Genomic DNA, 25,078 nt, shown 5'->3' on the forward strand with positions numbered 1-25,078 from the left:
TGGCGCGAATCACGCGCGATGATAGGGGTGGCCGGCCAGAATGGTGGCGGCCCGATACAGCTGTTCCAGAAGCATGACGCGGACCATTTGATGCGGCCAGGTCGCAGAGCCGAACGCGATCGCGAGCTTTGCCTTACGGCGCAATTCGGGCGAAAGTCCGTCCGCCCCTCCGATCACGAAGATCGTATGCCCGGCGCCCTCGTCGCGCCAGCGCCCGAGATTCCGTGCGAATACGGTGGAATCGAGATTTTGCCCGCGCTCGTCCATCGCCACCAGGATCGACTTGTCAGGGATATGCGCGGAGATCGCCGCGGCCTCCTCGGTCATCCGCGTTGCGGCGTCGCGTGCGCGGCTTTCCGGGATTTCGTGGACGGAGAGCTCACGGAATCCGAGCTTGCGGCCGGTCTCGTCGAACCGCTCGAAATAGCGGTCGGCAAGCTCCCGTTCGGGGCCCTGCTTCAGCCGGCCCACCGCAATGACGGTAACACGCATAGCATCTCTTGAGTCGCGCGCACCATGCGCGCGCATGACGCTAGCATGCGCGTCAGCCGATGCGAAATCGGCTTAAGTCAGCCTAGATCGCCTTCGCCGCCCCCGGGCCCTGCGTGTACAGTCTCTCGAGGTTGTAGAACTCACGGACCTCGGGTCTGAACACGTGCACGATCACATCGCCGGAATCGATCAGCACCCAGTCGCAGTTGGGCAAGCCCTCGACGTGGATGTTCTTGATGCCGTTTTCCTTGAGGCCTTTGGCGACGTTCTCCGCGATCGCGCCAACGTGCCGGTTCACCCGGCCGGTGGTGACGATCATGTAGTCGGAGTATGCCGATTTGCCGCGAAGGTCGATGGTGACCGTCTCTTCCGCCTTCATGTCGTCGAGGCGGGAGAGGATCAGGCTCAGCGTCTTGTCGGCGTCGGGTTGCGCCTTCAAGGCCGCAGCTTTGGTCGATGTTTTACGCGCGGGTTTTGCCTTGGGTAAAACAGACTTGGACAATACAGATGTGGTCAGGGACCATTCCTTTCACTGTATCGCGAACGCCGAATCCAGCGCTCACTGGCTACACTACATCATGTGGGGTTAAGGGTTTCAATATGCCAGAGAGCCCCAACCCTGCGCACAATCCGTCTCACTTCGTACCTTTCCAGCTCCCGTCCGGGTTCCGCAGGCCCGTTGAGGAGAGATTCAGCTTCAATCCGGTCAGGAAGACCCAGGCCGGCGCCGTCTGATCCGCAAGCAGGGCTGCCTTATTCTCCGGCAGGCGGTAGCGCGCCAGCGCCTTGGCGGCGGGAGAGGCGAGGGCCCGAAAGCTCTGCGGCGGACGATCGATGACCGCAACCGGCACTTGGCCGGCGATACGCCGCCAGTCCTGCCAACGATGGAATTGAGCGAGGTTGTCGGCGCCCATAATCCAGACGAAGCGCAGGCCGTTGAAGCGGCGGCGCAAGGTGTTGATCGTGTCGATAGTGTAGCGCGTACGAATGACGGATTCGAGACAGCTCACCTCGATCCTGGGGTCCTCAGCGACGTCACGCGCGGCCTGCATGCGCTCGCCGAGCTCATGCAGATTGCCGTTCTCCTTGAGCGGGTTGCCCGGCGTCACGAGCCACCAGACGCGATCGAGTTGCAATCGCTTGAGCGCGAATTGGCTGATCGCGCGATGGGCCTGGTGCGGCGGATTGAACGAGCCGCCGAGCAGGCCGATGCGCATGCCCGGGGTCGAGGGCGGGGCCGCTTGCGCCACCGAACGCGGCACGACGAATTTGTTACTCAATGCCCCCGCCTTGCGACCACTACTTACGGCCGCGTCTGCCCGGTGCCGTGAACGCGATACTTGAAGCTCGTCAGCTGCTCGGCGCCGACGGGGCCGCGGGCGTGGAAGCGGCCGGTGGCGATGCCGATCTCGGCGCCGAAGCCGAACTCGCCGCCATCGGCGAACTGCGTCGAGGCGTTGTGGAGCACGATCGCGGAATCGACTTCGCTCAGGAATTTCTTCGCGGCCACGTCGTTCTCGCTGACGATCGCATCGGTGTGATGCGAGCCGTGGTCCTGGATATGCGCGATCGCGCCGTCCACGCCGTCCACCACCTTGGCCGCGATGATCGCGTCGAGATATTCGGTGTCCCAATCGTCTTCGCTGGCAGGCTTTACGCGCGAATCGGTCTTCTGCACGGCGTCGTCGCCGCGCACTTCGCAGCCGGCGTCGAGCAGCATCTCGACCAGCGGCTTCAGGCTCTTGCCAGCTGCGGCGCGATCGACCAGCAGCGTTTCGGCCGCGCCACAGACGCCGGTGCGGCGCATCTTGGCGTTCAGCACGATCGACTTCGCCATGGCGAGGTCGGCGCTGCCATCGATGTAGACGTGATTGACGCCTTCGAGATGCGCGAACACGGGCACGCGCGCTTCCTGCTCGACCCGCGCAACGAGGCTCTTGCCGCCCCGCGGCACGATCACGTCGACCGCTCCGTTAAGGCCCGATAGCATCATGCCGACCGCCGCGCGGTCGCGCGTCGGCACCAGCGTGATCGCAGCTTCAGGCAGTCCGGCTTCGCGCAAACCCTGCACGAGGCATTCATGGATGGCGCGGCAGGAGCGAAAACTGTCGGAGCCGCCGCGCAGGATCACGGCATTGCCCGACTTCAGGCACAGCACGCCAGCATCCGCCGCGACGTTGGGACGGCTCTCGAAGATCACGCCGACGACGCCGAGCGGCACGCGCACGCGCTCGATGATCATGCCGTTCGGCCGCTGCCAGCTCTCGGTGACGATGCCGACGGGATCGGCGATGCCGCGCACGACGGCGATGCCTTCCGCCATGCCTTCGACCCGCGCCGGCGTCAGCGTCAGGCGATCGATGAAGGAGGAGGTTGCGTTGCCGGAGGCGCGGGCTTCCGCGACGTCCTCGGCATTTGCGGCAAGGATCGCCGCAGCATTGCTGCGGATCGCCTTCTCCATGGCTTCCAGCGCCCGGTTCTTCTGTTCCGGCGGCGCCAGTGCCAGCACGCGCGCGGCCGCGCGGGCACGGGTGGCGAGATCGGACATCAGCGCCTGAAGATCGGCATTGCCGTCGACGGCTTTGAGGGGGGCGGCCATGGGGTGTCAAACCTTCTGCTAAGGCGGTGTCCTAGCACGGAAATCCCGCTTTTGCGAAGGGCGGGGAGGGTATGGCAGGTACGCCGGGTTGTGCGCGCCCCAGCTGGGTCACTGGCCCAGCGATCGGGCCGCAGCCCTACCCGCCCACCACCAGATCATCACGGTGGATCATCTCCGCGCGACCGCTGATGCCGAGGATGTTCATCACGTCTGGAGACGAGCGGCCCTTGATGCGCTCGGCGACCTCGGCATCGTAAGCGATCAGGCCGCGGCCGACCTCGCTGCTATCAGGGCCGCGCACGATCACGGCATCGCCGCGGGCGAACTGGCCCTCCACCTTGATCACGCCGGCGGGCAGCAGGCTGGCGCCGGCGCGCAGTGCCGTCACCGCACCGGCGTCGATGGTCAGCGTGCCCTTCGGCTCCAGCGTGCCCGCGATCCAGCGTTTTCGCGACGTGATGGGATTGGCCGGCGTCAGGAACCAGGTGCAGCGGCCGCCATTGGCGATCGCCTGAAGCGGATGCTCGATCTTGCCTGATGCAATCAGCATATGCGTGCCGCCAGTCGTGGCGATCTTGGCCGCCTCGACCTTGGTGCGCATGCCGCCGCGCGACAGTTCGGACTCGGCGTCTCCCGCCACCGCCTCGATCTCCGAGGAAATGCTCTCGACCACGGGGATCAGTTTTGCGTTCGGATTGTTCTTCGGCGGCGCGTCGTAGAGCCCGTCGATGTCGGACAACAGCACCAGCAGATCGGCGCTCGCCATGGTGGCAACGCGGGCGGCGAGACGGTCGTTGTCGCCGTAGCGGATCTCGGTGGTGGCAACCGTGTCGTTCTCGTTGATGACGGGGATCGCGCGCCACTCCAGCAGCTTGCCGATCGTGGAGCGGGCATTGAGATAGCGGCGGCGCTCTTCGGTATCCCCAGGCGTCACCAGGATCTGGCCGGCGCCGATGTCATGCGCGCCGAGCACCTCCGACCAGATCCGCGCCAGCGCGATCTGGCCGACGGCTGCGGCCGCCTGGCTTTCCTCGAGCTTCAGTGGACCGCGAGGCAATTTCAGCCGGCTGCGGCCGAGCGCGATCGAGCCCGAGGAGACGACGAGAACGTCGCGGCCCCCCTTGTGCAGCTTCGCCATGTCGTCGGCGAGCGCGGCGAGCCAGGAGGCGCGCACCTCACCCCTGTCGGAATCGACCAGCAGCGCGGAGCCGACCTTGACGACGATGCGGCGGAATTGACTGAGTTCGGGGCTGGCCATGGTGTTGTCAGGTTGCTCTGGAAACGGCGGAGCGACGGGCAGCGCCGATGAGGCTGCTTTTGCAGCAGGACGGTGGCCGGCGCAAGGCAGCAGGCCCGGCAAACGGCGAAGGTCGGCCTTGTCTTGCCGCCGAGCCCGGCTCTAATGCCGTCAACCAATCACGGGCTGGACGAGGACACGAATGGATCGCCGTAAATTCATGGCCGGATGTCTTGGAGGATGTCTCGGCCTGCCGCTGCTGGCCCAGGCGGGTGAGGCGCAAGCGCAGGCTGGGCTCAGCAAAATCATCTTTCCGTTCGCGGCGGGCGCGGGTGGCGACACGCTGTGCCGGCTGATTGCGCAGGAGGTCGCGCCAATGCTGCAACGGACCATGGTGGTCGAGAACCGCACCGGCGGCGACGGCCTGATCGGCATCAAATCGGTGAAGGGTGCGAGCCCCGACGGCAGCATGGTGCTGGTGACGACGGGGCCGACCATGTACCTGCTGCCGATGGTGGAGACGACACCGAGCTTCGACCCGGCCAACGATTTCATGCCGGTGTCGCTGCTCGCACGGTTCGAATTCGCCGTCGTGATCGGCCGGGAGATCGATGTTGCGGATTTCAAGGGATTTGTGGCGTGGCTGAAAGCGCATCCGGACAAGACGTCGTTCGGCGTTCCCAGCAACGGCACTATCCCCCACTTCATGGGCTCCAAGCTCGAGAGGGATCTCAGTATCCCGCTGACGCGCGTGCCCTATCGCGGCAGTGCGCCTGTTCTCAACGACGTCATCGGCGGGCACATTTCCTTTGGGATCACCACGCTGGCCGATGCGCTGCCGCAGCATCGTGCCAACGGCCTGAAGATCGTTGCGGTCTCGAGCGCGGAGCGTTCGCCGTTTGCACCTGAGGTTCCGACGCTGAAGGAGAATGGCATCGATCTCGTGGCGGACGCCTGGTACGGCATGTGGCTTCCCGCCGGCAGCCCGGCGGAATTTGCGAGCAAGTTAGGCGCGGCCGCGAGCGCGGCGCTGGCCAAGCCCGATGTCAAGGAGAAGCTCACGGCGATCGGCCTGATCCCGGTCGGCAGCAGCGCAGACGGGCTGACCAAGGAACTCGCCGCCAACACCGCGTTCTGGCAGCCGATCGTGAAGGCGACGGGATACAAGATCGAGAATTAAAGGCTCCCCACCCGTCATTGCGAGGAGCCCTTGCGACGAAGCAATCCAGAGTCCCGCCGCGGAGAGATTCTGGATTGCTTCGCTACGCTCGCAATGACGAGGCTCACATCTTCTCCCGCTGCGCGATCCCGTCCTTGATCGACGCCAGCTCGGCTTCGTCCCAGATGCCGATCAGGAAGCCGCCCTTCACCTGGAGCTGGTTGTCGGCATAGGCTGCGATCTTCTCGCGCGGTGTGGTGATGTGGCCGCTCGGATGTAGCGCCCAATCGAAGAGCTCGGCCTGGAGCCGCGTGATAATCGCAGCGCATTCAGGGTCATCGCCCCGATCGAAATATTCCTGTGGATCGGTTTCAAGATCATACAGCATCGGGCGGAAGCCGGAGGCGTGGATGTATTTCCAGCGGCCGTCGAACACCATGAACAGGCGGCAGCGTTCGATCGGCTGGTTCAGCTTCAACCTGACATCCTGCATGGCGTAGTCGTATTCGGAGAATGCCACCTTGCGCCAATCAGGCGGCGTAGGCCCGCGCAGCAGCGGCAGCAGCGAACGTCCTTCGAGGATGTGGCCCGGCACCTTGCCGCCGAAATAATCGACGAAGGTCGGCGCGAGATCGATGCCTTCGACCAGTGCATCGCTGCACGTGCCGCGCGTCGCGTCCGCCTCCTGCGAGGGGTCGATGATGATCAGCGGGATCTTCGCCGACTGCTCGTGGAACAAGTCCTTCTCGCCCATCCAGTGATCGCCGAGATAGTCGCCATGGTCGGAGGTGAACACGATCATGGTGGTTTCCAGCAGGCCGCGCGCCTCCAAGAACTTCATCAGCACGGCCATCTGATCGTCGATCTGGGTGATTAGGCCCATATAGGTCGGGATCACCTTCTCCCGCGCGTCGTCGCGCGCCATGTTGCGGGAGTAGCGCATGTCCATATAGGCGCCGAACACCGGATGCGGATCTTGCCGCTCGCGCTCGGAGCGGATCACCGGGATCATGTCCTCGGTCGCGTACATGCTCGCATAGGGCTCCGGCGCGATGTAGGGCCAGTGTGGCTTGATGTAGGAGAGATGCAGACACCACGGCCGCCCATCCGTTTCGGCTTCGCCGATGAAATCCATTGCGCGCCGCGTCATGTACGGCGTCTCGGAATGCTCGTCCGGCACGCGCGCGGCCTTGTCGGCGTGCACCAGCAGCCAGCCGTTCTGCAACGAGCCGTCTTCGGCGGCGGCCGAATTGGCCCAATGCTCCCACGGATTCGTCGCTTCAAACCCCTGCTGGCGCAGATATTCGTCGTATTTCGGACGCGGCCGTCCGGTCGGATGCAGGCCGTCGTCGCGCTCGTAAGGCTCGAAGCCGCATTCGGCGACATGCACGCCGATGACCGATTCCGGCGGGATGCCGAGCGCCTTCATGCCTTCAAGGTCAGGCGCCATGTGGGTCTTGCCGACCAGTACATTGCGCACGCCGATTTTCTTGAGGTGATCGCCGAGCGTGGGCTCGCCGACGCGCAGCGGCCAGCCGTTCCAATGCGAACCGTGCGAGCGCATGTAGCGCCCGGTGTAGAACGACATCCGCGACGGTCCGCAGATCGGCGATTGCACATAGGCCTTCGAGAACAGCACGCCGCGCTTGGCCATGGCGTCGATGTTCGGCGTCTTCAGCGTGGGATGGCCGGTGCAGCCGAGATAATCATAGCGAAGCTGGTCGCACATGATCCAGAGAACGTTCTTCGCGCGCGCCATGCGTCATCCCTGAAGTTTCTTGATTATCTGATGCTGCGCTATCGAAGGAGCGATGGCAAGCTGGTGATGCGCGCGCCTGTGGCCATAGACTCCACTGTCGTCCCTGCGAACGCAGGGACCCATAACCACAGAAAGTGGTTTGGCGAAGATTCGTCGTCCGGTACGACAACCATGCGCAATCGAGAGATCACGCGGTAGGGGTCCCCGCGTGCGCGGGGACGACAAAGGAGAGAGACTAAGCCGACCACGGCTCCGCTTCGGCCGCGCTCTTCGCCTTGGCCGAGACCGGCGCCTCGCCGATCACCTCCACCAGCGCGCGCAGCGCTTCCTTGACGCCGTCGCCGGTCACGGCGGAGAGCAGCAGCGGCGTCTTCTTGGCGGCGCGCTTCAGCCGGTCCTTCTGCTTCTTCAGCTCGTCCGGCTCGACCGCGTCGATCTTGTTCAACGCGACGATCTCGATCTTGTCGGTCAAGAGCCCGCCATAGGCGTCGAGCTCCTTGCGCACGGTCTTGTAGGCCTTGCCGGCATGCTCGCTAGTTGCGTCGATCAGATGCAGCAGCACGCGACAGCGCTCGACATGGCCGAGGAAGCGATCGCCGAGTCCGGTGCCCTCATGCGCGCCTTCGATCAGGCCGGGAATGTCGGCGAGCACGAATTCGCGGCCGTCGGCGTTCACGACGCCGAGCTGCGGATGCAGCGTGGTGAAGGGATAGTCGGCGATCTTCGGCCGCGCCGCGCTGACCTTGGACAGGAAAGTCGACTTGCCGGCATTGGGCATGCCGACGAGACCGGCGTCCGCAATCAGCTTCAGCCGCAGCCAGATCCAGCGCTCTTCGCCGGGTTGGCCGGGATTGGCGTTGCGCGGCGCACGGTTGGTCGAGGTCTTGAAATGCGCGTTGCCGAAGCCGCCATTGCCGCCCTCGGCGAGCACGAATTTTTCGCCGACATTGGTGAAGTCGTGGATCAGGGTCTCGCGATCCTCGTCGAAGATCTGCGTGCCCACGGGCACCTTCAGCACGATGTTCTTGCCGTTGGCGCCGTGCCGGTCCGAGCCGGAGCCGTTCTCGCCCTTCTGGGCCTTGAAGTGCTGCTGGTAGCGGTAGTCGATCAGCGTGTTGAGGCCGTCGGCAACCTCGATGATGACGTTGCCGCCGCGGCCGCCATTGCCGCCGGAGGGACCGCCGAATTCGATGAACTTCTCGCGGCGGAACGCCACGCAGCCGTTCCCGCCGTCACCAGAGCGGATATAGACCTTTGCTTCGTCGAGGAATTTCATCGGCCATAGGTAGGCCAGCCGGGCACGCCCGGCAACCCGGACTTGTCCGCAAATCGGCCGAATCCGGCGAATTCGTCGCCGTGCTTAACCAACCGGCCGCCGTCGGATCAGGAATTTCTGCGTCCCTTCGAGCACCAGCTCCTTGCGCTGGTTGAACACGGTGCTCCGAAGCGTCACCGCGCCGGTCGTTCGCCCCGGCACGAGCTCGATGACCTCGAGCGCGGGATAGATGGTGTCGTCGGCGTACACAGGTTTGAGGAACCGGCTCGATTGCTCGAGGAAGCCGACCAGGGATTCCTCGACCATGAACGGAAACAGGCCCGCACCGGGCGCGGTGTGGATCAGCGTCTGGAAGCCATGGGCGAGCAGATCAGGCATGCCGCGGGCGCGGCAATATTCGACGTCGTAGTGCACCGGATGGGTGTCGCCGCTCGCGGTCTGGAACGCCGCGAACACCGCCGTCGTCTGGGTCCGGCTCGGCAGCACGAAACGTTCGCCGACCACGAAATCCTCAAACCAGCGTTGCGCCGTGATCATGCGGTGCCGGGCGGGATCGAAGTCGGTCATGCCAAAGCTCTTTTCTCGGGACACCGTCTATCGCTACCGCGATGCGAACGGTGCGACAATCCGTTCAATTCGGCTCGCGCGGGCTTGCCCTGCGCGTCCGCGCCCTTAAAACGGCCGCAAGCCACACTATTCGCCGATTCCTGACGCTCTCTCCGCTCGTCATTGCGAGAAGCTCTTGCGACGAAGCAATCAGACTGCCGCTGCGGAGACAGTCTGGATTTGCTTCGCTGCGCTCGCAATGACGGTCCCAAATCCAGACTAGCCCCAATGCCCCTCTTCAAGAATCTATCCGCCTATGACGACCGCTCGGCGCGCCTCGCCGGCATCGGCCTCATGGTGCTGTCGATTTTCATGTTCTCGTTCGGCGACGCCACGGGCAAGTTCCTGGTCGGGACTTATTCGGTCGGGCAGCTGCTGTTCTTGCGCGCCTGCGCGGCGCTGCTGTTGCTGGCGCCGCTGATCTGGCGGCAGCGCCACCAGTTCCTGCATCTCGAGCGGCCGGGCCTGCAGCTGTTCCGCGTCGTGCTCTCGACGCTGGAGGTGGCCGCGTTCTTCCTCGCAGCCGTCTATCTGCCGCTCGCCGACGTCATCACCTATTATCTCGCCGGCCCCATCTTCGTCACCGCGATGTCGGCGATCTTTTTGGGCGAGAAGGTCGGCTGGCGGCGCTGGACGGCGATCCTGGTCGGCTTCTGCGGTGTGCTGATCGCGTTGCGGCCGTCGGCGCAGACGGTGAGCCTGCCGGCGCTGATCGCGCTCGGCGGCAGTCTGTCCTTCGCGACCCTGATGCTGATCACGCGCAGCCTGCGCAAGACGCCCGACATCGTGATGGCGTCGTCGCAGTTCATCGGCACGTTTTCGCTGGGCGCGGTACTCTCGGCCTACCATTGGGTGCCGCCGACTCCACGCAGCCTGGTGTTCTTCGCGTTGGCCGGGTGCATCTCGGTGACGGCGCTGTTCTGCGTCAACCGCTCGCTCAAGCTCGCGCCGGCGAGCGTGGTGGTGCCCTATCAATATTCGATGATCGTCTGGGCGGTGATCTTCGGCTTCGTCGTGTTCGGCGACGTGCCCTCCATCGCCACGATCGTCGGCGCCGCGATCATCATCGGCGCGGGCTTCTACATCTATCTGCGTGAGCGCGATTTGGGCCGGGCGAGCGAAGAGGTGACGCCGCCCGTCTAACCACGACGTCGTCCCGGGCGCGCGCAGCGCGAGCCCGGGACCCATACCCACAGGAAGATGTTTTGCGACGACTCGGAGTGGGCGCTTTTGCCGCACACTCCTCTCTGTGGTCATGGATCCCCGCGTTCGCGGGATGACAGCGGAGAATGAGGCGCGACCTTCCGCCTACCTCATCCTTCTTGCGCTGCTCCAGCTCTTGAGCGACGACCACACCCCGCGCGACAAGCGGAAGCAGTCGACCGGCGTCGACGAGCCCAGAGCCAGGAAGCGATGCAGCTGCACGCCGCTCCACTGGAAGCCGCACTTCTCCAGCACCTTGCGCGAGGCCGGATTGGTGACGCGCGCGCCCGCGTAGAGCTGGTCGTCCTCGAACTCCTCGAAGAAGAAATCGATCGCGCCGCGTGCGGCCTCGGTGGCAAAGCCCCGGCCCCAATGCTCGACGCCGAGCCAATAGCCGAGCTCGGCATTGTCGGGCGTGGAGCGGTTGATGCCGACCATGCCGACCGGCCCGGTATCATGCTCGATCAGGAACACGGTCTCGCTGCCGAGCGCGGCGGTGGCGCGGACGAAGGCGACGGCGTCATCCAGCGAATAGGGGTGGGGAAGGCGGCGGGTATTTTCAGCAACACGGCGGTCGTTGGCGAGAGTGGCGATGGCTTTGACGTCGGCAAGAGTCGGCCGCCGCAATGTCAGCCGCTCGGTGGCGACGACGCTCGGTCTCGCCTCCCGCAAGGTCACGCTCGAAAAGTCCTGCAACATGTCCGGCTCCGTCAAAGTCACCAAGTGAAAAGTGAACGCGACAAACGAAAAGGGGAGGCCGGTTTCCCTGCCTCCCCTGGAGCCTTCGATCTCTTGTGATCTCTGGACTCCGCCGGTTCGGTCAAGGACCCGGCGGACTCCAAATTAGATCCACCGTCTATTCAGCAGCCTCTGCAAGCGGGAGTACCGCCACAAAGGTGCGTCCGTTGGCTTTGGCCTGGAATTCGACACGACCCTCGATCTTGGCGAACAGGGTGTGGTCGGTGCCCATGCCGACATTGAGGCCGGGATGCCAGGTGGTGCCGCGCTGACGCGCAATGATGTTGCCGGGAATCACGCGCTCGCCGCCGAACACCTTGATGCCAAGACGCTTACCCTTGGAATCGCGACCGTTGCGCGATGAACCGCCTGCTTTTTTGTGAGCCATGGCTCGTCTCCGAAATCCTGCGTATGTCTAGGTCAATTCCTTGACGGAATCATTTCAAAACGTCGCACGCATCAATTCGTGAATTGGCGTGATCGGTCTCAGTTACTCGGCAGCTTCTTTCGCGACCTTTTCCTTCTTCGGACGCGGGCCCTTGGTGGGCTTGGCATTGTCAGTCAGGATCTCGCTGACGCGCAGCACCGTGATCTCGTCGCGGTAGCCCCGCTTGCGGCGCGAATTCTTGCGGCGGCGCTTCTTGAACGCGATGACCTTGGGGCCGCGCTTGTGGTCGAGCACCTCGACCGCAACGGAGGCCCCGGCCACCGTCGGAACGCCGAGCACCGGCGTGTCGCCGCCGACGACGAGAACTTCATTCAGCTGCACGATCGAGCCGACTTCGCCTTCGATCTTGCCTACTTCGAGAACATCATCCGGCACGACGCGGTATTGCTTGCCGCCGGTTTTGATGACTGCGAACATCGTTTTTTCTCCGTGTTCAATCCCGGCCTCGAGACGGACGTCAGGGGCCGGCTTTTTGATCAGTCGCTATGGGTTTATTGCGAGTTTCGTGCGGGCGGGAGTTATCCCTTTGAAAACCCACGCAAAAACAAGCGGCGCGAGAAACGCCCCGCGCCGGTTGTGGGATTTATAGCCGCCATCCGCTGGGAGTCAAGGAAAAGGCGGCGAAACAGCCTGGATTCGAAGGATTTGGGCCGCTTCCAGCGCCCGGCCCTGAATCTCGGCCCGCTTAGCAACCAACGGGTTCCCGCGCCGTTGTTCCCCCCAGATAGGCACGTGGGCAAGGGACTTCCATGGCAACCGACGAACTGGTCAAGACGACGACGGGCATCGCCCATCACGGCAGCGAGCGGCTGCCATCGGTGGACATCGACAGCTTCAACATCGAACTGAAGGACGAGGACGGCTTCCTCGGCGACCGCGCCAGCAAGGGCGCGTTCCGCGAGATTCTCGACCGCTGGCGCAAGCCGTTGCGCAAGACCGGTGAGGATCCGTTCGGCAAGGAGCCGTCGGAGAATATCAGCAAGAAGACGCTGGATTCGATCCTGGTCAGCGACGACGTCGAGGCCTCGGCGGTGGTGCACAGCGCGATCGAGGACTTTGCCCAGGAGCTCGCTCACGTCACCCGCCGCTTCCTCAAGACCAAGGCCTGGGCCAAGACCGAGCGCATCGTGGTCGGCGGCGGCTTTCGCGATTCCAGGCTCGGCGAGCTTGCGATCGCGCGCACCGAGATCATCCTGAAGTCGGAGGACTTCAAAATCGACATGATTCCGATCCGGCATCACCCCGACGACGCCGGGCTGATCGGCGCGCTGCATCTGGCGCCGTCCTGGATTTTCGAGGCCTATGACAGCATCCTCGCGGTCGATATCGGCGGCACCAATATCCGCTGCGGCCTGGTGGAGACCGGCTGGAAAAAGGCCAACGACCTGTCGAAGGCCAAGGTCGTGACATCAGAGCTGTGGCGGCATGCCGATGACGAGCCGACCCGCGAAGGCGCGGTGAAGCGGCTGACGAAGATGCTGAAAGGGCTGATCACTGAAGCCGAAAAGGAAGGCTTCAAGCTCGCGCCCTTCATCGGCATCGCCTGTCCCGGCGTGATCAAGGAGGACGGCTCCATCGAAAAGGGCGCGCAGAACCTGCCGGGCAACTGGGAGAGCAGCAAATTCAACCTGCCGGCGAGCTTGATCGAGGGCATCCCCGTGATCGGCGAGCACGATACCGCGATCCTGATGCACAATGACGGCGTGGTTCAGGGCCTCTCCGAGGTGCCGTTCATGCAGGATATCGAGCGCTGGGGCGTCCTCACCATCGGCACCGGCCTCGGCAACGCGCGCTTCACCAACCGCCACAGGGATAGCGGAAACGGCAAGGACCGGGATTCCGCGGACGGGAAGAAGAAAGCGAAGGAAAACAACAAGGACAACGGTAAAGGCGAAAAGAAGTAACCTTGACTGGTTAGGTTAAGCGACGGATTGCGTTGCAGGCGGCTCAATACACGCTAAAGTGGAATCGTCGCCTCACGCAGGCCTGCGAAGCCGCCCTTCCTGGCCAGCATTGTAATGAGCGGCACGGGACCGCCAGTGTTTACCGCGTCTGGCGGTCCCACCCCGTTTTCCTGCTGCATGATGGATGAGGCTGGCTCGCGCCCGGAAAAAGGTGCCGAGACAGGGGAGGTGCGCTCCCTCCCCCGCTTGCGGGGGAGGGTTGGAGAGAGGGTTTCTCCCCAACGGGACACTCCCCCAGGGGAGAGAACCCTCACCCGGCACGCGGAACGATGCTTCGCATCCCCCGGGACGCCATAGCCGAGGCTTTGCCTCGGCGTTCTCTTAGGACGGCCGCCAAGGGCGGCCTATGCTCTCCCGCAAACGGGAGAGGTGCATCGAGCCCGCAGCGGCTTGATTCAACCCAATCTCATCGCGCTCTAGGAAGGAGGAGTGGCCCAGGAACAGGTGCCGATTGTCGCGACACGACGACTCCAGAGCGAAAGCGGCAAAACAGGCAGCGGATTTTCCCCTTTCGCGCCTTGTCTGGCCCGCCATCCTCGCCTATTAACGCCCCCAACCACAGGGGCCCGGCTCCTCACATGGCGCCTTCAGGAGAGGTGGCAGAGTGGTTGAATGCACCGCACTCGAAATGCGGCATAGGTGCAAGCCTATCGGGGGTTCGAATCCCTCCCTCTCCGCCAGATAACCTGTGTCCAGCCCGGACACATCGGTAACGGATCGTACCTGAGACATGGGTGACAACTTCGTGCCGAACGGGTTGTCGAGGGGTTGCAGGGTTTTCTGCTCCAGGTCGCAGTATCCCAAATCGTAATCCATGAAGCCGACGCGCCAAATGCCGTCGTCGACCTCCTTAAAAAGCGCAAATCGGCCGCTCCTGATCGCGGGAGAGTTCAATCGTTGAACCCATCCCCGCCACAGCCCGACCAACATCCCGCGTCCGCCAGGGAGCCAGTGATCCACGTCAATGTTCGAGAAGACCTATCGGCAGCGCCTCGAGGCTGATCTCGCCCAATGGGAAGCCGATGGTGTGATCGCGCCGGCGGCGGCTCACTCCATCCGCAACGCTCTGCCGCCGCATTCACCTGGCATCAACATTGCCGTGGTCGTCGCCATCGTCGGCGGCCTGTTGATCGCGGCGGCCTTCCTTGCCTTCGTCGCGGCGCACTGGACCGAGATCGCCCGGCTGTTGCGGTTTGCGATCCTGCTCGCCGGCATGATCGTCGCCGGCGGCGTCGGGGCGTGGTTCGCCGCGACCGGCCGCACCGTCCTCGCCGATCTCTGTGCGAGCATCGGTGCCATCGTCTTCGGCGCGGGCATCGCGCTGGTCGGCCAGATGTATCATCTCGGCGACGATTTTGCCGGCGGCCTGCTGCTGTGGTCGATCGGCGCGTTTGCCGGGGCGCTCCTGACGGGCTCGCGTGGCGCGCTCGCGGTCGGCCTGGCCGCGGCCTGCATCTGGACCTGCATGCGCGTTTATGACGCGCCGGATGCGCTTCATCTTCAGTTCGTGGTGGCCTGGCTCATCGCGGCCGCGATCGCGTTCGCGTGGAACTCCCGCCTCGCCGCCCATCTCGTCGCAGTCGCGGTGATTCCATGGTGGATCGCGACGTCGCTTCGCTTCGACTTCGATGGTGCCCAGCCATCCTTCGTGCTGGCGAACGGTGCGGCCCTGCTGTTCGGCGCCGGCCTCGCGATGTCGGCCGCGCCGTCGCCGCGGGCGAACCTGCTTGGATCCGTTTGTCGATCTACGGCGCATTCGCGCTTGGAGTTACAGCCTTCCTGGAGGTGACGACAGTCGACGATCTCTTCCGCATCAGGACGGCCACGACGGCGGCCCAGCCGTCATGGGCGATCATGTGCGGCGTTGCGGGCGTGATTCTTGCGCTTGCGTCTGCCGGCCTCACGCGGCGCGCGGGTGAAATCCTCGCGGCGTGCGCGATCGGCCTCGTGCTGATCGCCGCGCCGATCTGGTCGGCTTCCACAGCCGGCGAGCCATGGTTCGCCTATGCCGCACTGCTCTGCGCCATGCTCTGCCTCGTCGTCTCCGGCGTGCTCGACGACGTGCGCCCGCGCATCGTCGCCGGCTGGCTCGGCATTGCCGGCCTCGTCGGTGCCATCACCTGGGCGGTCAAAGGCTCGCTGCTGCGCCGCTCGGCCTTCCTGGCGGTGGCCGGAATCATTGCCGTCGTGTTTGCGACCGCGCTCAATCGCATGCTGCCGAGGGCCGAGCGATGATCGGGTCCATCACACGATTCTGGCAGCGCATCCCGAAAGCCGTGCTGTTCGGCGCCGCCATCCTGCTGCAATGCGCGCTGCTGATCGTGATGGTCACCGATCGCATGCAGATCCTGCGCGAGGGGACGGAGGTGACCTTGCAGACACGGCCGGTCGATCCGCATGATCTCCTGCGCGGCGACTATGTCGTGCTCGGCTACGACATCTCGCAGCTGCCGGCAGGCGCGCTTGCAGGCCAGGCTTCCGCCGAGCGCAATCCCGTCGTGTTCGTCGAGCTGGCGCCCGATGCCAACGGCCTCTATCAGGCCGTTTCGGTTCATGCCGCGCCTGTCGCGGTCACCGCGCCCGAAGTGCTGATCCGCGGCCGCGTCAGTTATTCCTGCGGTTCGACCATCCGCACCTTCTGCGACCGGCTGACGATCAGATACGGTCTCGAAAGCTATTTCGTGCCCGAAGGCGAGGGCAGGACCCTCGAGCAGGCCCGCAACCAGCAGAAGCTGCGCGTCGTTGCCGCCGTGCTGCCGTCAGGCCGGGCGGCGATCAAACGGCTGCTGCTCGACGGCGAGCCGGTGTACGAGGAGCCGTGGTATTAGGCGGAGCTACCTGGAGCCCCTCTTCAAAGCGCGCCGCAGCACGTCCCACATCCCCGCGTCGTTCATATGCGCGACGTTGAAGCGCAGGAAATTCTCCGCGGTCTGTGCCACGCTGAACACATTGCCCGGCGCCAACACCACGTTCTCGTCGAGCGCGGCGCGCGCCACCGCCGTGGCATCCTGTCCGTCGGCAAGCCGGCACCACAGGAAGAAGCCGCCGCGGGGCATCAGCCAGGGTTCGATGCCCAGCGCGGCGAGTTTTCGCGCGGTGTCGCGACGTGTCCGCGTGAGCTTTTGCCGGAGCTCGTCCATGTGCTTGCGATAGCTGCCGCCGGCCAGAACCCTGGCGATGATCTCGGTCGCGACCGGGCTCGGGCCGCCGAAGCTGGTGGCGACCTGGAGGTCGACGAGATGCTCGATCCAGTCGGAGCGCGCCGCGATGTAGCCGCAGCGCACCGAGGCCGACAGTGTTTTCGAGAAGCTGCCGATGCGAATGACGCGGTTCAATCCGTCGAGTGCGGCCAGGCGCGGCGAGCGCTCCGGCTCGAAATCGCCAAAGATATCGTCCTCGACGATGGTGAGGTCGTGCGCGGCCGCCGCGGTCAAAAGCCGGTGTGCGGTCTGCAGCGAGAGCGTCGCACCGCTCGGATTGTGCAGCGCTGAATTGGTGATGTAGAGCCGCGGCCGCTCCTGCGCGAGCGTCTGCTCGAGGCGCGCGACGTCGGGGCCCGACGGGGTATAGGGCACGCTGACGATTCGGGCCTGATGCGCGCGCAGCAGGGCGCGAAAATTGAAGTAGCAGGGATCGTCGACCAGCACGGTGTCGCCGGGACGCAGCAGGAAGCGGCAGATGAGGTCGGTTGCCTGCGTGCCCGACCCCGTCAGCATCAGCTGGCTGATCGAGGCTTCGATCGCGTCCTCCGCGAGGCGCGCCAGCAGCAGCCGGCGCAGCGCAGGCGAGCCACCCGTGCTGCCGTAGTTCGTCAGCACGCTGGTCTCGGTGCGGGCAAGCGCGCGGGTGGCGCGGCGCAATGCCGCTTCCGGCATCCACGCCGGCGGCAGCCAACCGCAGCCGGGTTTGGGCACGGCCGCGTCGGTGTCGAGCGATTGCCGGGAGACCCAGAACGGATCGACCGCCCGGTCTCGGCGTGGCTCGACTTCGGTCAAGGCAAGCGGCGGCGTAGCGGTCGATGCGACATAGAAGCCCGAGCCGCGACGCGCGCGGATCAGGCCTTCCGCGGCGAGGCGATCATAGGCCTCGACCACGGTGGATGGCGAAACACCCATGCTGGCGGCAAGGCTGCGGATCGACGGCAGGCGGTCGCCGGCACTCAGCGCCCGGCCCGCGACCTTGGCGCGGATCGCGCTCATCACGTCGACGGTCCGCGTGCCGCCGCGACCTTTCGAGGGCACTTCAATGGTCAAGCCGTATTGCCTTCCATACCCATACAGAATGTTCGGATTGTACTGGATTGTGACTGGCCTCGCCACCGGCGATGGCCGAGGATCGCGCCCTCAAAAGCGTGGGACGGACATGCAATCTGCGGCCAGCGGCTGGGGCAACGGGCTTCTCGGCGTCATCATCTTCAGCGGGTCCTTGCCGGCGACGCGCGTCGCGGTCGGTGGCTTTTCGGCGCTGTTCCTGACCTCGGCGCGCGCGATCATCGCGGCGCTGATCGGTGCGGCTGTGCTCGCCCTGCTGCGTCAGGCCTGGCCGGAGCGAAAGGATTTCGTGTCGCTCACCATTGTCTCCATGGGCGTCGTGGCCGGTTTTCCGCTGCTGACGGCGCTCGCGCTCCAGCACATCACCTCGGCGCATTCCATCGTCTTCATCGGCCTCTTGCCGCTGTCGACCGCGATCTTCGCCGTACTGCGCGGCGGCGAGCGGCCACGGCCGCTGTTCTGGCTGTTCGCGGTTCTCGGCAGCGCCACTGTTGCGGCCTTTGCCCTCTCGAACGGCAGCACGGTGTCGGTCACCGGCGATCTGCTGATGGTGGCTGCGATCGTGCTGTGCGGGCTCGGCTATGCCGAGGGCGCTGCACTATCGCGCCGGATCGGCGGTTGGCAGGTGATCTCCTGGGCGTTGCTGCTGGCGCTGCCGCTGATGCTGCCGCTCGCGCTTCTCGCCTGGCCTTCGACATGGAATGGCGTCGGTGCGCCGGCCTGGATCGGGCTCGCCTACGTCTCGGTCTTCAGCATGTTCGTCGGCTTCATCTTCTGGTATCGCGGCCTCGCGATCGGCGGCATCGCGCGCGTCGGCCAGTTGCAGCAGCTCCAGCCGTTCTTCGGCCTCGCGCTGGCCGGCTTCCTGCTGCACGAGCCGGTCGCCTGGAGCATGATCGCCGCGGCCGCGCTGGTCGTCGTCTGCGTGTTCTTCGCGCGGCGATATGCCTGAGGCCCTGGCGCCTCACCCCCGTTCCATTACCGTTTGCGTCAGCGCGCTTCTCGCGAACTTCTTCAACGGCATCGGCTTGCCGAACAGATAGCCCTGCACGAGATCGAAGCCGAGCTCGTTGACAGCCATCAGGTCGCCGCGGCTCTCGACACCCTCGGCGACGGCGCGTGCGCCGTAGCCTTGTGCGAGCTCGACGATGTGACGGCACACCGTTCGCTTCAGCCGGTCGTTGCCGCAGCCGGTGACGAATTGCCGGTCGGCCTTGAGCTTGATGAACGGAATTTTGTCCAGCCCCATCAGCTCCGGCCAGTTGGCCCCGAGATTGTCGATCGACAGTCCGATATTGTGGAAGCGCATTTCGCGCGCGATCTCGGTGAGGAAGTCGAGGTCGCGGATCGCCTCGCCGCTGGCGATCTCGATCGTCAGGCCGCCGAACGCCGGATGCGTCGGCATCCTCCTGCACAGATCGCGCACGGCCTGCGGCTCTCTCAGATAAGGCGCAGGCAGGTTGATCGACAGATCGACCGCGCTCTGGCGCTCGAGAAGATAGTGCCAGTCCTGCAGCGCGCGCTCGATCACGAACTCCGAGAGGTCGCGGAAGTGCGGGTCGTGGCTCTCAGGGATGAAATAGGCCGGCGGCACCACGCCCCAGGTCGGGTGCCGCATCCGTACCAGCGCCTCGGCGCCGCGGCGGACCAGCGAGCGCGCCTCGATCTTCGACTGGTACCAGAGCTCGAGCCAGCCCGCATGCAGGGCTTCGCCGACATGCACGGCCGGGCTGGGCACAGGCTCGTCCGGCAGCAGCATTGCGACGCGCTCGCGCAGCGTCTCCGCGGCAAAGGGCGTGGTCAGTGGCGGCAGCATCGCGAGCCCGTATTCCTCGCCGACCTGCTGCACGGCTTTGACGATGATCGAGTCGCGTGCACCGACGGCGAGCACCTTGCCGTCGAAAGCCTCGCGCACCAGAATTTCCAGGAATCGGCCGGGCTCGATGCCGTCGGCCGCGATGCCGAGCAGGATCAGGTCCGGCAGCTCGGAGCCGAGGACGGCCTGCAACTCGCCCGCACCGCTGCATTCGCTGGTGACGAAGCCGAGATCCTCGAGCACCTCGCTCATGAAGGCGCGCAGGTGGCGCTTGCTGTCGGCCACGCAAGCGCGCGGCATCATCTTCCGCCTTCCGAAGGTTTTCAGGCTTCGTCCGGCGAGCTGACCAATCCCTTCCATCGCAAACCACTCCCGTTCCCTGCAGATGTGTTAGCGATGCGGGGGGCTTCAAATATGGAGAGCTTCGGCTTGTCCGCTGAATTGTCCCGATAACCTTAAAGCCCTCATCATTTCTAAAATTGTCTGGATTGCTTTGGCAAAGTCTTCACGCTCGTCCGCTTTCGGGACATTCGCGCGCGGAAAATCGCGCGGGCATTCTTGCCGGACCGTCCGTCGATGCCGGCGCGCGGTGTCCTGCAATTGGACGAAGCCGCAGCACGCTTTGCCCGATCGAATAATTCCGGTGTCGATTTCCTGCGGATTGTCGTGCCCTGCCGACCGCGGTCGCGTGTGACGGTGATGCGACTGCGACGATCTGCAGGTCGGGCGAGTGTGAAGCGCCTCACATGCGGATGGCCGCACATGCGCTATGGGTCCGCGGAGCCGGTGGTGGGCTGTCAGGGATTACAGCTATGACGACGCGGCGGTTGGTCTATTGGTGGTTCAGGATCGTGATGTCAGGGCGCTTTCTCGATCGCTTCCTGCGCCTGCCACATGCGCCCAATAGGGTGCAGGGGAATCAGGTTGCCCCGAGCAATTTGCGAAATGCCGCCGCGCCGTCCTGCACCGCGTCGCGGCCCTTCCAGGCCAGATAGCTCAGCTTGCCGCCCAGCGTGTCCGGGCTGCGCAGCCGCCGCGAGCCGAGGATATGACCGACATTGGCGGGGAAGCGGCTGACTTCGGCCGAAACCAGCGCTGCGATCGCGTCCATCAATTGTTGAAGCCGGACGCCCCATTCGCTCTGCTCGATGCCGTCGATGCGAAGCTTGAGCGAATGCTCGGCGTCGTAGATTTCGGTGAGCAGGTCGCGTGCGACGAGGAAGCGGTTGTGCCGGAGCGCGACCCGCAGCGCGAGGCGCTTGTCGTCGAGCCGGTCGAGCACCATGGGAATGACGCAAGCATAGGGCGTCGCGGCGATGTCGGCGGCATTCTTGCTCGCGGCCGCCTTGGTCGCGAGGTATGCGAGTTGCCAGAATGTTTTCAGGCGCCTCGCCACCAGCGCCAGCGCAAACGGCAGTGCATCGGGATGCGCTTTCTTGAAGGCGTCGAGCTGCGCCGTGATCTGGCTGACCTGGCCGTCGTCGAACTTCGCGATCGTCTCGGGCAGCTTCTCGTTGAACTTCGGCAGTGCCTCGCCGGCGCGCAGCACCCGCTGCATCTTCTTCACGTCCTCGAAGGCGGTACGCGAGGCCGTATATTGCGTGAGCTTGCTACGCGCGAACTCGGCGCTCTCCGCGGAGGCGAGCGTGTTCTCGAGCACCTTGAGCACCTTGATCTGAAAGGCCGTCGCGATCTTCTGCACTTCCTTGGGATTGTTGGCCGTGACCTGGTCGTTGATCGCCTTGACATAGTCGCGTGCCATGGTCGGCAGCAGGTCGCGGCAAATCCACTCCCAGATCGGCGTGAGCGTGTTGCGCGAGATCCGTCCCGCATTGGCGTGCTCGGGCGCGCCGTCGATCAGCAGCAGCTCGAGGGGGGCAAAGAAGTAGCGCGAAGGATTGGTGGCGCGCGCCTGGACCGAACCGTCCTTGCGGAACTCTGCGCGCAGCTTGGCCTGAACCCCGGCCGAGCCCGGCATGTCGATGCCGCACAGTTCGAGCCGCTCGAGCTCGCTGAGCAGGCAGCTGCGCGACAGCGGCGTCAGCTTCTGCAGGAACTCCGAAAGCTCGTCGATCTCGTCCATGGCACGCTCTCGCAACGATTCCAGCAGGCCACTCGCCCAATGCATGGACGCATTTGCGCGCTCACAATTGTGACACAGAGAAGCAAAGTCCCCGTTAATGAATCCGTAAAATCCGGCGGCGCCGGGGATTGTTGCGGAAGAAATCGTTAAGAAGGCCTTCAGCGGGGCGGCTTATCAACCACTGCACGTCCGGAGAGCTGCGCAAAAGCATAAATTGTGCCGAGATCGGGTTTTTCGCGCCAAACTGCCAAGATAGCCGTAGTCTTACGGAGCAAAAAGTTAATCACAGATCGCCCCGGGTTCCGCTACAGAGCCGCATGGGGTCACATAAAGATACGGCCGCTGATTCGCGGCCGGTGGGATGGTGCGAGAGAGGCGCTGCTCCGGTCGAAGAGCTCGAATTCGTCCGCTTGAATGCCGCGCGCGCCAAGGCGGCCGACGAGATGGCCGTGGCTATCGCCCGTGAGCTCAATGGCCCTCTGACCGCCCTGCTGCTCTACATGGGCGAGATCAAGCATCACAGCGACCAGCTCGCGCCTGTTTCGGCCGACCGCGCCTATTTGCGGCAGGTTGTGGAGAACGCGTTGGCGCAGACCGAGCGCGTCTGCACTCTGGTCAAGCAGCTCGCCGGCTCGCACAAGGGCGCCTTGCCCACGGCGCCCGCGACAGAGGATGCCGTGGTGAAGGCTGGCCGTGTGCTGGCGCCGCGCGCGACGGCCGAATTGCCGGGCGCGTTGGGCAAGCGGCTGACCAAGCGCGAACGTGAAGTGCTGCGGCTGATCAGTGAGGGCTTTTCGAACAAGCAGGGCGCGCTGCGGATGCAGATCAGTCCGCGCACCTTCGAGAGCCATCGTGCCGAAGCGATGCGCAAGCTCGGCGCGCGCAACACCGCGGACCTCGTCCGTGCGGCGCTGTTGCATTCGCTCGAATGAACCGTGGTCCCGGGCCGCTTTAGAAATAATCGTCGGCGAAGGGACGCAAGCGCGAGGTCGGCCGCGGCACCTTCGGATCTTCCTTCGGCGTATTCGGGACGATGGTGATGGTCCAGCGCTGCGGGACGGTCGATTCCTGCTCCAGCACAGAGCGAACGAAGCCCGTCACCGTGGACTCACCCGCCTTCACCGTGGCCATCCGTCCATTGAACTGGGCGATGCGGAAGCGACGGACCTCTTTCTGGTCCGCAGTCTCATAGGTGAACATGGAAACCCTCCTGGTTTCCGGCGACTATCGCCACCTATGATTAGTCATCCGTGAAAATCGCCAACCGTATAAGTACGGCGGGACTGCCGCCGGAATGGTCAGTCCTGCGGTTCCTGCGCCCGCGCGGTCGCAAACGCCGTATCCATCAGGTCAAGCAAATCGCCAAATTCGGTGTCGTCGAGCCCATCGGCCGTGCTCTCGAGCCGCAGCGCCAGCGCGGCGAGGCGAAGGTAACCGAATGTCCTGGCCGTGCTCTTCAGTGAATGCGCCTCGCGCGCGATCCGGCTGCGATGCCGGCCGAGGGCCAGCGTGCGAAACAGCCCGAGCCGCGCGCTGGTCTCGCTCCAGAACACGGCGCGCACCTCTCGGGCGCCATCCTCGCCGATCTCGTGCACCAGCGCTTCGAAGGCGCCAGGCTCGCGCAGCGGTTCAGGCTCGCGCAGCGGTTCAGGCTCGCGCAAGGCTGCGGTGTCGAGCGCGGCTGGCCCGGGCGCGAATGCGGTGTCGATCATGATGTCGAGGTCCCCCTTGTGCGCGCCGGCCTGCGCGGAGCGTAGGGGATGTCTATGCCATTCCGATTTCAGTTCCGGTCGCGAGACGCACCGTGTTTGCTGGTAGCGTTTAGCAATTGCTTTACCATGCGCAGCCCCGCGTGCCCCGTCAGGAGCCGAGCAGCCGATCGCACTGGGCTTTGACCGTGGCGTAGCATTCGCACGCCGTCTCGCGCAGGCCGTCCAGATTGATAATCTGGATATGTCCGCGGCTGTAATGGATGAAGTTGGCTTGCTGCAAGGTATTGGCGACCAGCGACACGCTGTTGCGCCGCGCCCCGATCATCTGCGCCAAGGCTTCCTGCGTCAGCAGCAGCCGGTAGTCCGCCGACAAATCGTGAATGTGCAAGAGGCAGCGCGAGAGCCGCGACTCCACGGGGTGCGCCACGTTGCAGCCTGCAGTCTGCTGCACCTGCGCATAGACCGCGAGCCCGTGACGTACCAGTAGCGTCCGCAAAGTCGGGCTCTGATCGGCGGCGAGGCGAAGCCGGTCGAGATCGATCACCGAGGCGGCGCCGGCAACCAGCACCACCGCTGTGTTCAGGGCGCCTGCATCGCCCATGGCCGAGAGTGCGCCGAGCAGGCTGTCGCGCCCGATCATGGCGACCTGCACATGCGCGCCCTTGGTGAGCTCCACGACGAGCGAGATCACGCCACGATGCGGGAAGTAGGCGCGTTTGAGCGTCTCGCCGGTCTCGACCAGCACGGTCTCTTGCGGCAGATCGACTGTGCGCAGATGTGCGCGGATCAGTTCATAATCGTCTGCCGACAGCGCCGACAGGAAACGGTTCGAGGGCCGCACCATCGTTTCCAAAGTTGCCTCGCGGAAATGCTGTCCTGCCCGGCTGCAAGCTCCATCTTGTTGCCCGCTGGATAAGTTGGCAATCGCGGACAGCGCCGACAGACCAATCTTTTCGTCTATATCTGTTTGGCGTGCATTCATTGATATGGCAAGCAAAGGTTGCGTTCACAGACGTTCCGCACCGCCACGCCAGCTTCGCTCAAGACATTCTCCCTGACCAATTCAATTGCGACGAGATGAGGACGCTGCAGATCCAGGTCCGCTGCGCCGCGACTGCAGCAGCTGGTTAGGCGGTGGGCCGCTCGCGGTCATGCGGGATCAATCCAGCGCGTTCCATGTGTCTCGCCGAGCGCCATGCTGCCGCGGCGCGCCTGGGTTAGCGCGTTGTTGTTCGCGACGAGCGTACGGTAAGAATCCGTTTACTGCGAGCACCGAACGCGCGGATTTCATGGGCACCTCGATAGAAGGCCGAACAGCGGTCCGAATGGCGTGTGATTTGATTCAGATCGCACGGCCCGTGGATATCCCCCGACATTGGCGCGATTTTTTCACCACTGCCCCGATGCCGTTATCCCGGAATTTACCTGTCGCGCTTCCCGGCTGAAGCCGAAAACCGCAGCCCGATGCAGTCGAACTGCAAACTTCTCTTCAATATCCGTATTAGCACGGAGGATGAAATTAACGGGACCGTGAAATGGGTTGCGTAACGATCTAGGTGCGGACTTCCGTCGACTCCAGGTGCGGCGCAGGCGTCGAGGTTCAGCTCAGTAAGGCGTAACCATGGATGATCTGTTGCGGGAGTTTCTGACGGAGACCAGCGAGAGCCTGGACACCGTGGACAATCAGCTGGTGAAGTTCGAGCAGGAGCCGAACA

25 protein-coding genes and 1 tRNA gene are annotated in these 25,078 nt (G+C 64.5%); 9 read left to right on the plus strand and 17 right to left on the minus strand.

What is annotated here, in order from left to right:
• Positions 1–9: 9 nt before the first annotated feature.
• From rlmH to proB, 5 genes are all read right to left on the minus strand, one after another.
• A complete protein-coding gene (rlmH, locus tag BM222_RS25760) occupies positions 10–492 on the minus strand; it encodes a 23S rRNA (pseudouridine(1915)-N(3))-methyltransferase RlmH (protein ID WP_092234127.1) in 483 nt (160 codons plus the stop codon).
• Positions 493–574: 82 nt separating this feature from the next.
• Positions 575–931, minus strand: coding sequence for a ribosome silencing factor (rsfS, locus tag BM222_RS25765; protein ID WP_027515020.1), 357 nt, complete (start codon positions 929–931; stop codon positions 575–577).
• Between the two features lie 196 nt (positions 932–1,127).
• Entirely contained in the window at positions 1,128–1,772 is a 645-nt protein-coding gene (locus BM222_RS25770; protein WP_177243459.1) for a nicotinate-nucleotide adenylyltransferase, read from the minus strand.
• Between the two features lie 23 nt (positions 1,773–1,795).
• Complete coding sequence (locus tag BM222_RS25775) at positions 1,796–3,091, minus strand: glutamate-5-semialdehyde dehydrogenase (protein ID WP_092234066.1); 1,296 nt, start codon at positions 3,089–3,091, stop codon at positions 1,796–1,798.
• 136 nt (positions 3,092–3,227) lie between these two features.
• On the minus strand, positions 3,228–4,349 hold the full coding sequence (gene proB, locus BM222_RS25780) for a glutamate 5-kinase (protein WP_092234069.1): 1,122 nt from the start codon (positions 4,347–4,349) through the stop codon (positions 3,228–3,230).
• 181 nt (positions 4,350–4,530) lie between these two features.
• Here proB and BM222_RS25785 point away from each other — a divergent pair, with 181 nt between their 5' ends.
• Entirely contained in the window at positions 4,531–5,508 is a 978-nt protein-coding gene (locus BM222_RS25785) for a Bug family tripartite tricarboxylate transporter substrate binding protein (RefSeq protein ID WP_092234072.1), read from the plus strand.
• A 103-nt stretch (positions 5,509–5,611) separates the two neighbouring features.
• Here the strand turns inward: BM222_RS25785 and BM222_RS25790 are convergent, their stop codons facing one another.
• From BM222_RS25790 to BM222_RS25800, 3 genes are all read right to left on the minus strand, one after another.
• The gene (locus BM222_RS25790) at positions 5,612–7,246 is read right to left on the minus strand and encodes an alkaline phosphatase family protein (protein WP_092234075.1); all 1,635 of its coding nucleotides are present in this window, start codon (positions 7,244–7,246) and stop codon (positions 5,612–5,614) included.
• 235 nt (positions 7,247–7,481) lie between these two features.
• A complete protein-coding gene (gene obgE, locus BM222_RS25795) occupies positions 7,482–8,522 on the minus strand; it encodes a GTPase ObgE (protein ID WP_092234078.1) in 1,041 nt (346 codons plus the stop codon).
• Positions 8,523–8,606: 84 nt separating this feature from the next.
• Positions 8,607–9,089, minus strand: a complete 483-nt coding sequence (locus tag BM222_RS25800; protein ID WP_092234081.1) for a MaoC family dehydratase — start codon at positions 9,087–9,089, stop codon at positions 8,607–8,609.
• A gap of 267 nt (positions 9,090–9,356) precedes the next feature.
• Between BM222_RS25800 and BM222_RS25805 the strand changes: the two genes are divergently transcribed.
• Positions 9,357–10,271, plus strand: coding sequence for a DMT family transporter (locus BM222_RS25805; protein ID WP_092234083.1), 915 nt, complete (start codon positions 9,357–9,359; stop codon positions 10,269–10,271).
• Between the two features lie 165 nt (positions 10,272–10,436).
• On the opposite strand, the gene BM222_RS25810 is transcribed toward BM222_RS25805, so the two are convergent.
• From BM222_RS25810 to rplU, 3 genes are all read right to left on the minus strand, one after another.
• The gene (locus tag BM222_RS25810) at positions 10,437–11,030 is read right to left on the minus strand and encodes a GNAT family N-acetyltransferase (RefSeq protein WP_177243460.1); all 594 of its coding nucleotides are present in this window, start codon (positions 11,028–11,030) and stop codon (positions 10,437–10,439) included.
• A 157-nt stretch (positions 11,031–11,187) separates the two neighbouring features.
• On the minus strand, positions 11,188–11,457 hold the full coding sequence (gene rpmA / locus BM222_RS25815; protein WP_092234086.1) for a 50S ribosomal protein L27: 270 nt from the start codon (positions 11,455–11,457) through the stop codon (positions 11,188–11,190).
• Positions 11,458–11,559: 102 nt separating this feature from the next.
• A complete protein-coding gene (gene rplU / locus BM222_RS25820) occupies positions 11,560–11,934 on the minus strand; it encodes a 50S ribosomal protein L21 (RefSeq protein WP_092234089.1) in 375 nt (124 codons plus the stop codon).
• Positions 11,935–12,266: 332 nt separating this feature from the next.
• On the opposite strand from rplU, the gene BM222_RS25825 reads away from it, so the two are divergent.
• From BM222_RS25825 to BM222_RS25840, 5 genes are all read left to right on the plus strand, one after another.
• Complete coding sequence (locus BM222_RS25825; RefSeq protein ID WP_092234092.1) at positions 12,267–13,421, plus strand: ROK family protein; 1,155 nt, start codon at positions 12,267–12,269, stop codon at positions 13,419–13,421.
• Between the two features lie 650 nt (positions 13,422–14,071).
• Positions 14,072–14,161 (plus strand) — tRNA-Ser (locus BM222_RS25830).
• A gap of 284 nt (positions 14,162–14,445) precedes the next feature.
• A complete protein-coding gene (locus BM222_RS42225; RefSeq protein ID WP_244547238.1) occupies positions 14,446–15,270 on the plus strand; it encodes a DUF2157 domain-containing protein in 825 nt (274 codons plus the stop codon).
• On the plus strand, positions 15,267–15,716 hold the full coding sequence (locus tag BM222_RS42230; protein ID WP_244547239.1) for a hypothetical protein: 450 nt from the start codon (positions 15,267–15,269) through the stop codon (positions 15,714–15,716). Before BM222_RS42225 ends, BM222_RS42230 begins: the two co-directional genes overlap by 4 nt.
• Positions 15,713–16,309 carry a GDYXXLXY domain-containing protein gene (locus BM222_RS25840; protein WP_092234095.1) on the plus strand — a complete coding sequence of 199 codons (597 nt, stop codon included), beginning with the start codon at positions 15,713–15,715 and terminating at the stop codon, positions 16,307–16,309. The genes BM222_RS42230 and BM222_RS25840 overlap by 4 nt, the downstream gene beginning before the upstream one ends.
• A gap of 6 nt (positions 16,310–16,315) precedes the next feature.
• Here BM222_RS25840 and BM222_RS25845 read toward each other — a convergent pair whose 3' ends face one another.
• A complete protein-coding gene (locus BM222_RS25845) occupies positions 16,316–17,680 on the minus strand; it encodes an aminotransferase-like domain-containing protein (protein ID WP_177243463.1) in 1,365 nt (454 codons plus the stop codon).
• Positions 17,681–17,843: 163 nt separating this feature from the next.
• On the opposite strand from BM222_RS25845, the gene BM222_RS25850 reads away from it, so the two are divergent.
• On the plus strand, positions 17,844–18,704 hold the full coding sequence (locus tag BM222_RS25850; RefSeq protein ID WP_092234101.1) for a DMT family transporter: 861 nt from the start codon (positions 17,844–17,846) through the stop codon (positions 18,702–18,704).
• A gap of 12 nt (positions 18,705–18,716) precedes the next feature.
• On the opposite strand, the gene BM222_RS25855 is transcribed toward BM222_RS25850, so the two are convergent.
• Together BM222_RS25855 and BM222_RS25860 are read right to left on the minus strand one after the other, a co-directional pair.
• Positions 18,717–19,928: an EAL domain-containing response regulator gene (locus BM222_RS25855; protein ID WP_092234104.1), complete on the minus strand. Its 1,212-nt coding sequence runs from the start codon at positions 19,926–19,928 to the stop codon at positions 18,717–18,719.
• A gap of 559 nt (positions 19,929–20,487) precedes the next feature.
• Positions 20,488–21,651 (minus strand): hypothetical protein, encoded by a 1,164-nt coding sequence (locus BM222_RS25860; RefSeq protein WP_092234136.1) that lies wholly within the window; start codon positions 21,649–21,651, stop codon positions 20,488–20,490.
• A gap of 317 nt (positions 21,652–21,968) precedes the next feature.
• Between BM222_RS25860 and BM222_RS25865 the strand changes: the two genes are divergently transcribed.
• Positions 21,969–22,583, plus strand: coding sequence for a helix-turn-helix domain-containing protein (locus BM222_RS25865; protein WP_092234107.1), 615 nt, complete (start codon positions 21,969–21,971; stop codon positions 22,581–22,583).
• Between the two features lie 19 nt (positions 22,584–22,602).
• Here BM222_RS25865 and BM222_RS25870 read toward each other — a convergent pair whose 3' ends face one another.
• The 3 genes from BM222_RS25870 to BM222_RS25880 all read right to left on the minus strand — a co-directional run bounded on the left by BM222_RS25870 (position 22,603) and on the right by BM222_RS25880 (position 24,207).
• Positions 22,603–22,851 (minus strand): hypothetical protein, encoded by a 249-nt coding sequence (locus BM222_RS25870; RefSeq protein WP_092234110.1) that lies wholly within the window; start codon positions 22,849–22,851, stop codon positions 22,603–22,605.
• Between the two features lie 98 nt (positions 22,852–22,949).
• Complete coding sequence (locus BM222_RS25875; protein WP_092234111.1) at positions 22,950–23,363, minus strand: Hpt domain-containing protein; 414 nt, start codon at positions 23,361–23,363, stop codon at positions 22,950–22,952.
• Positions 23,364–23,511: 148 nt separating this feature from the next.
• On the minus strand, positions 23,512–24,207 hold the full coding sequence (locus tag BM222_RS25880; RefSeq protein ID WP_177243461.1) for a Crp/Fnr family transcriptional regulator: 696 nt from the start codon (positions 24,205–24,207) through the stop codon (positions 23,512–23,514).
• Positions 24,208–25,078: the final 871 nt, after the last annotated feature.

It is taken from the genome of Bradyrhizobium sp. Gha (assembly GCF_900113735.1).
Lineage (GTDB): Bacteria > Pseudomonadota > Alphaproteobacteria > Rhizobiales > Xanthobacteraceae > Bradyrhizobium.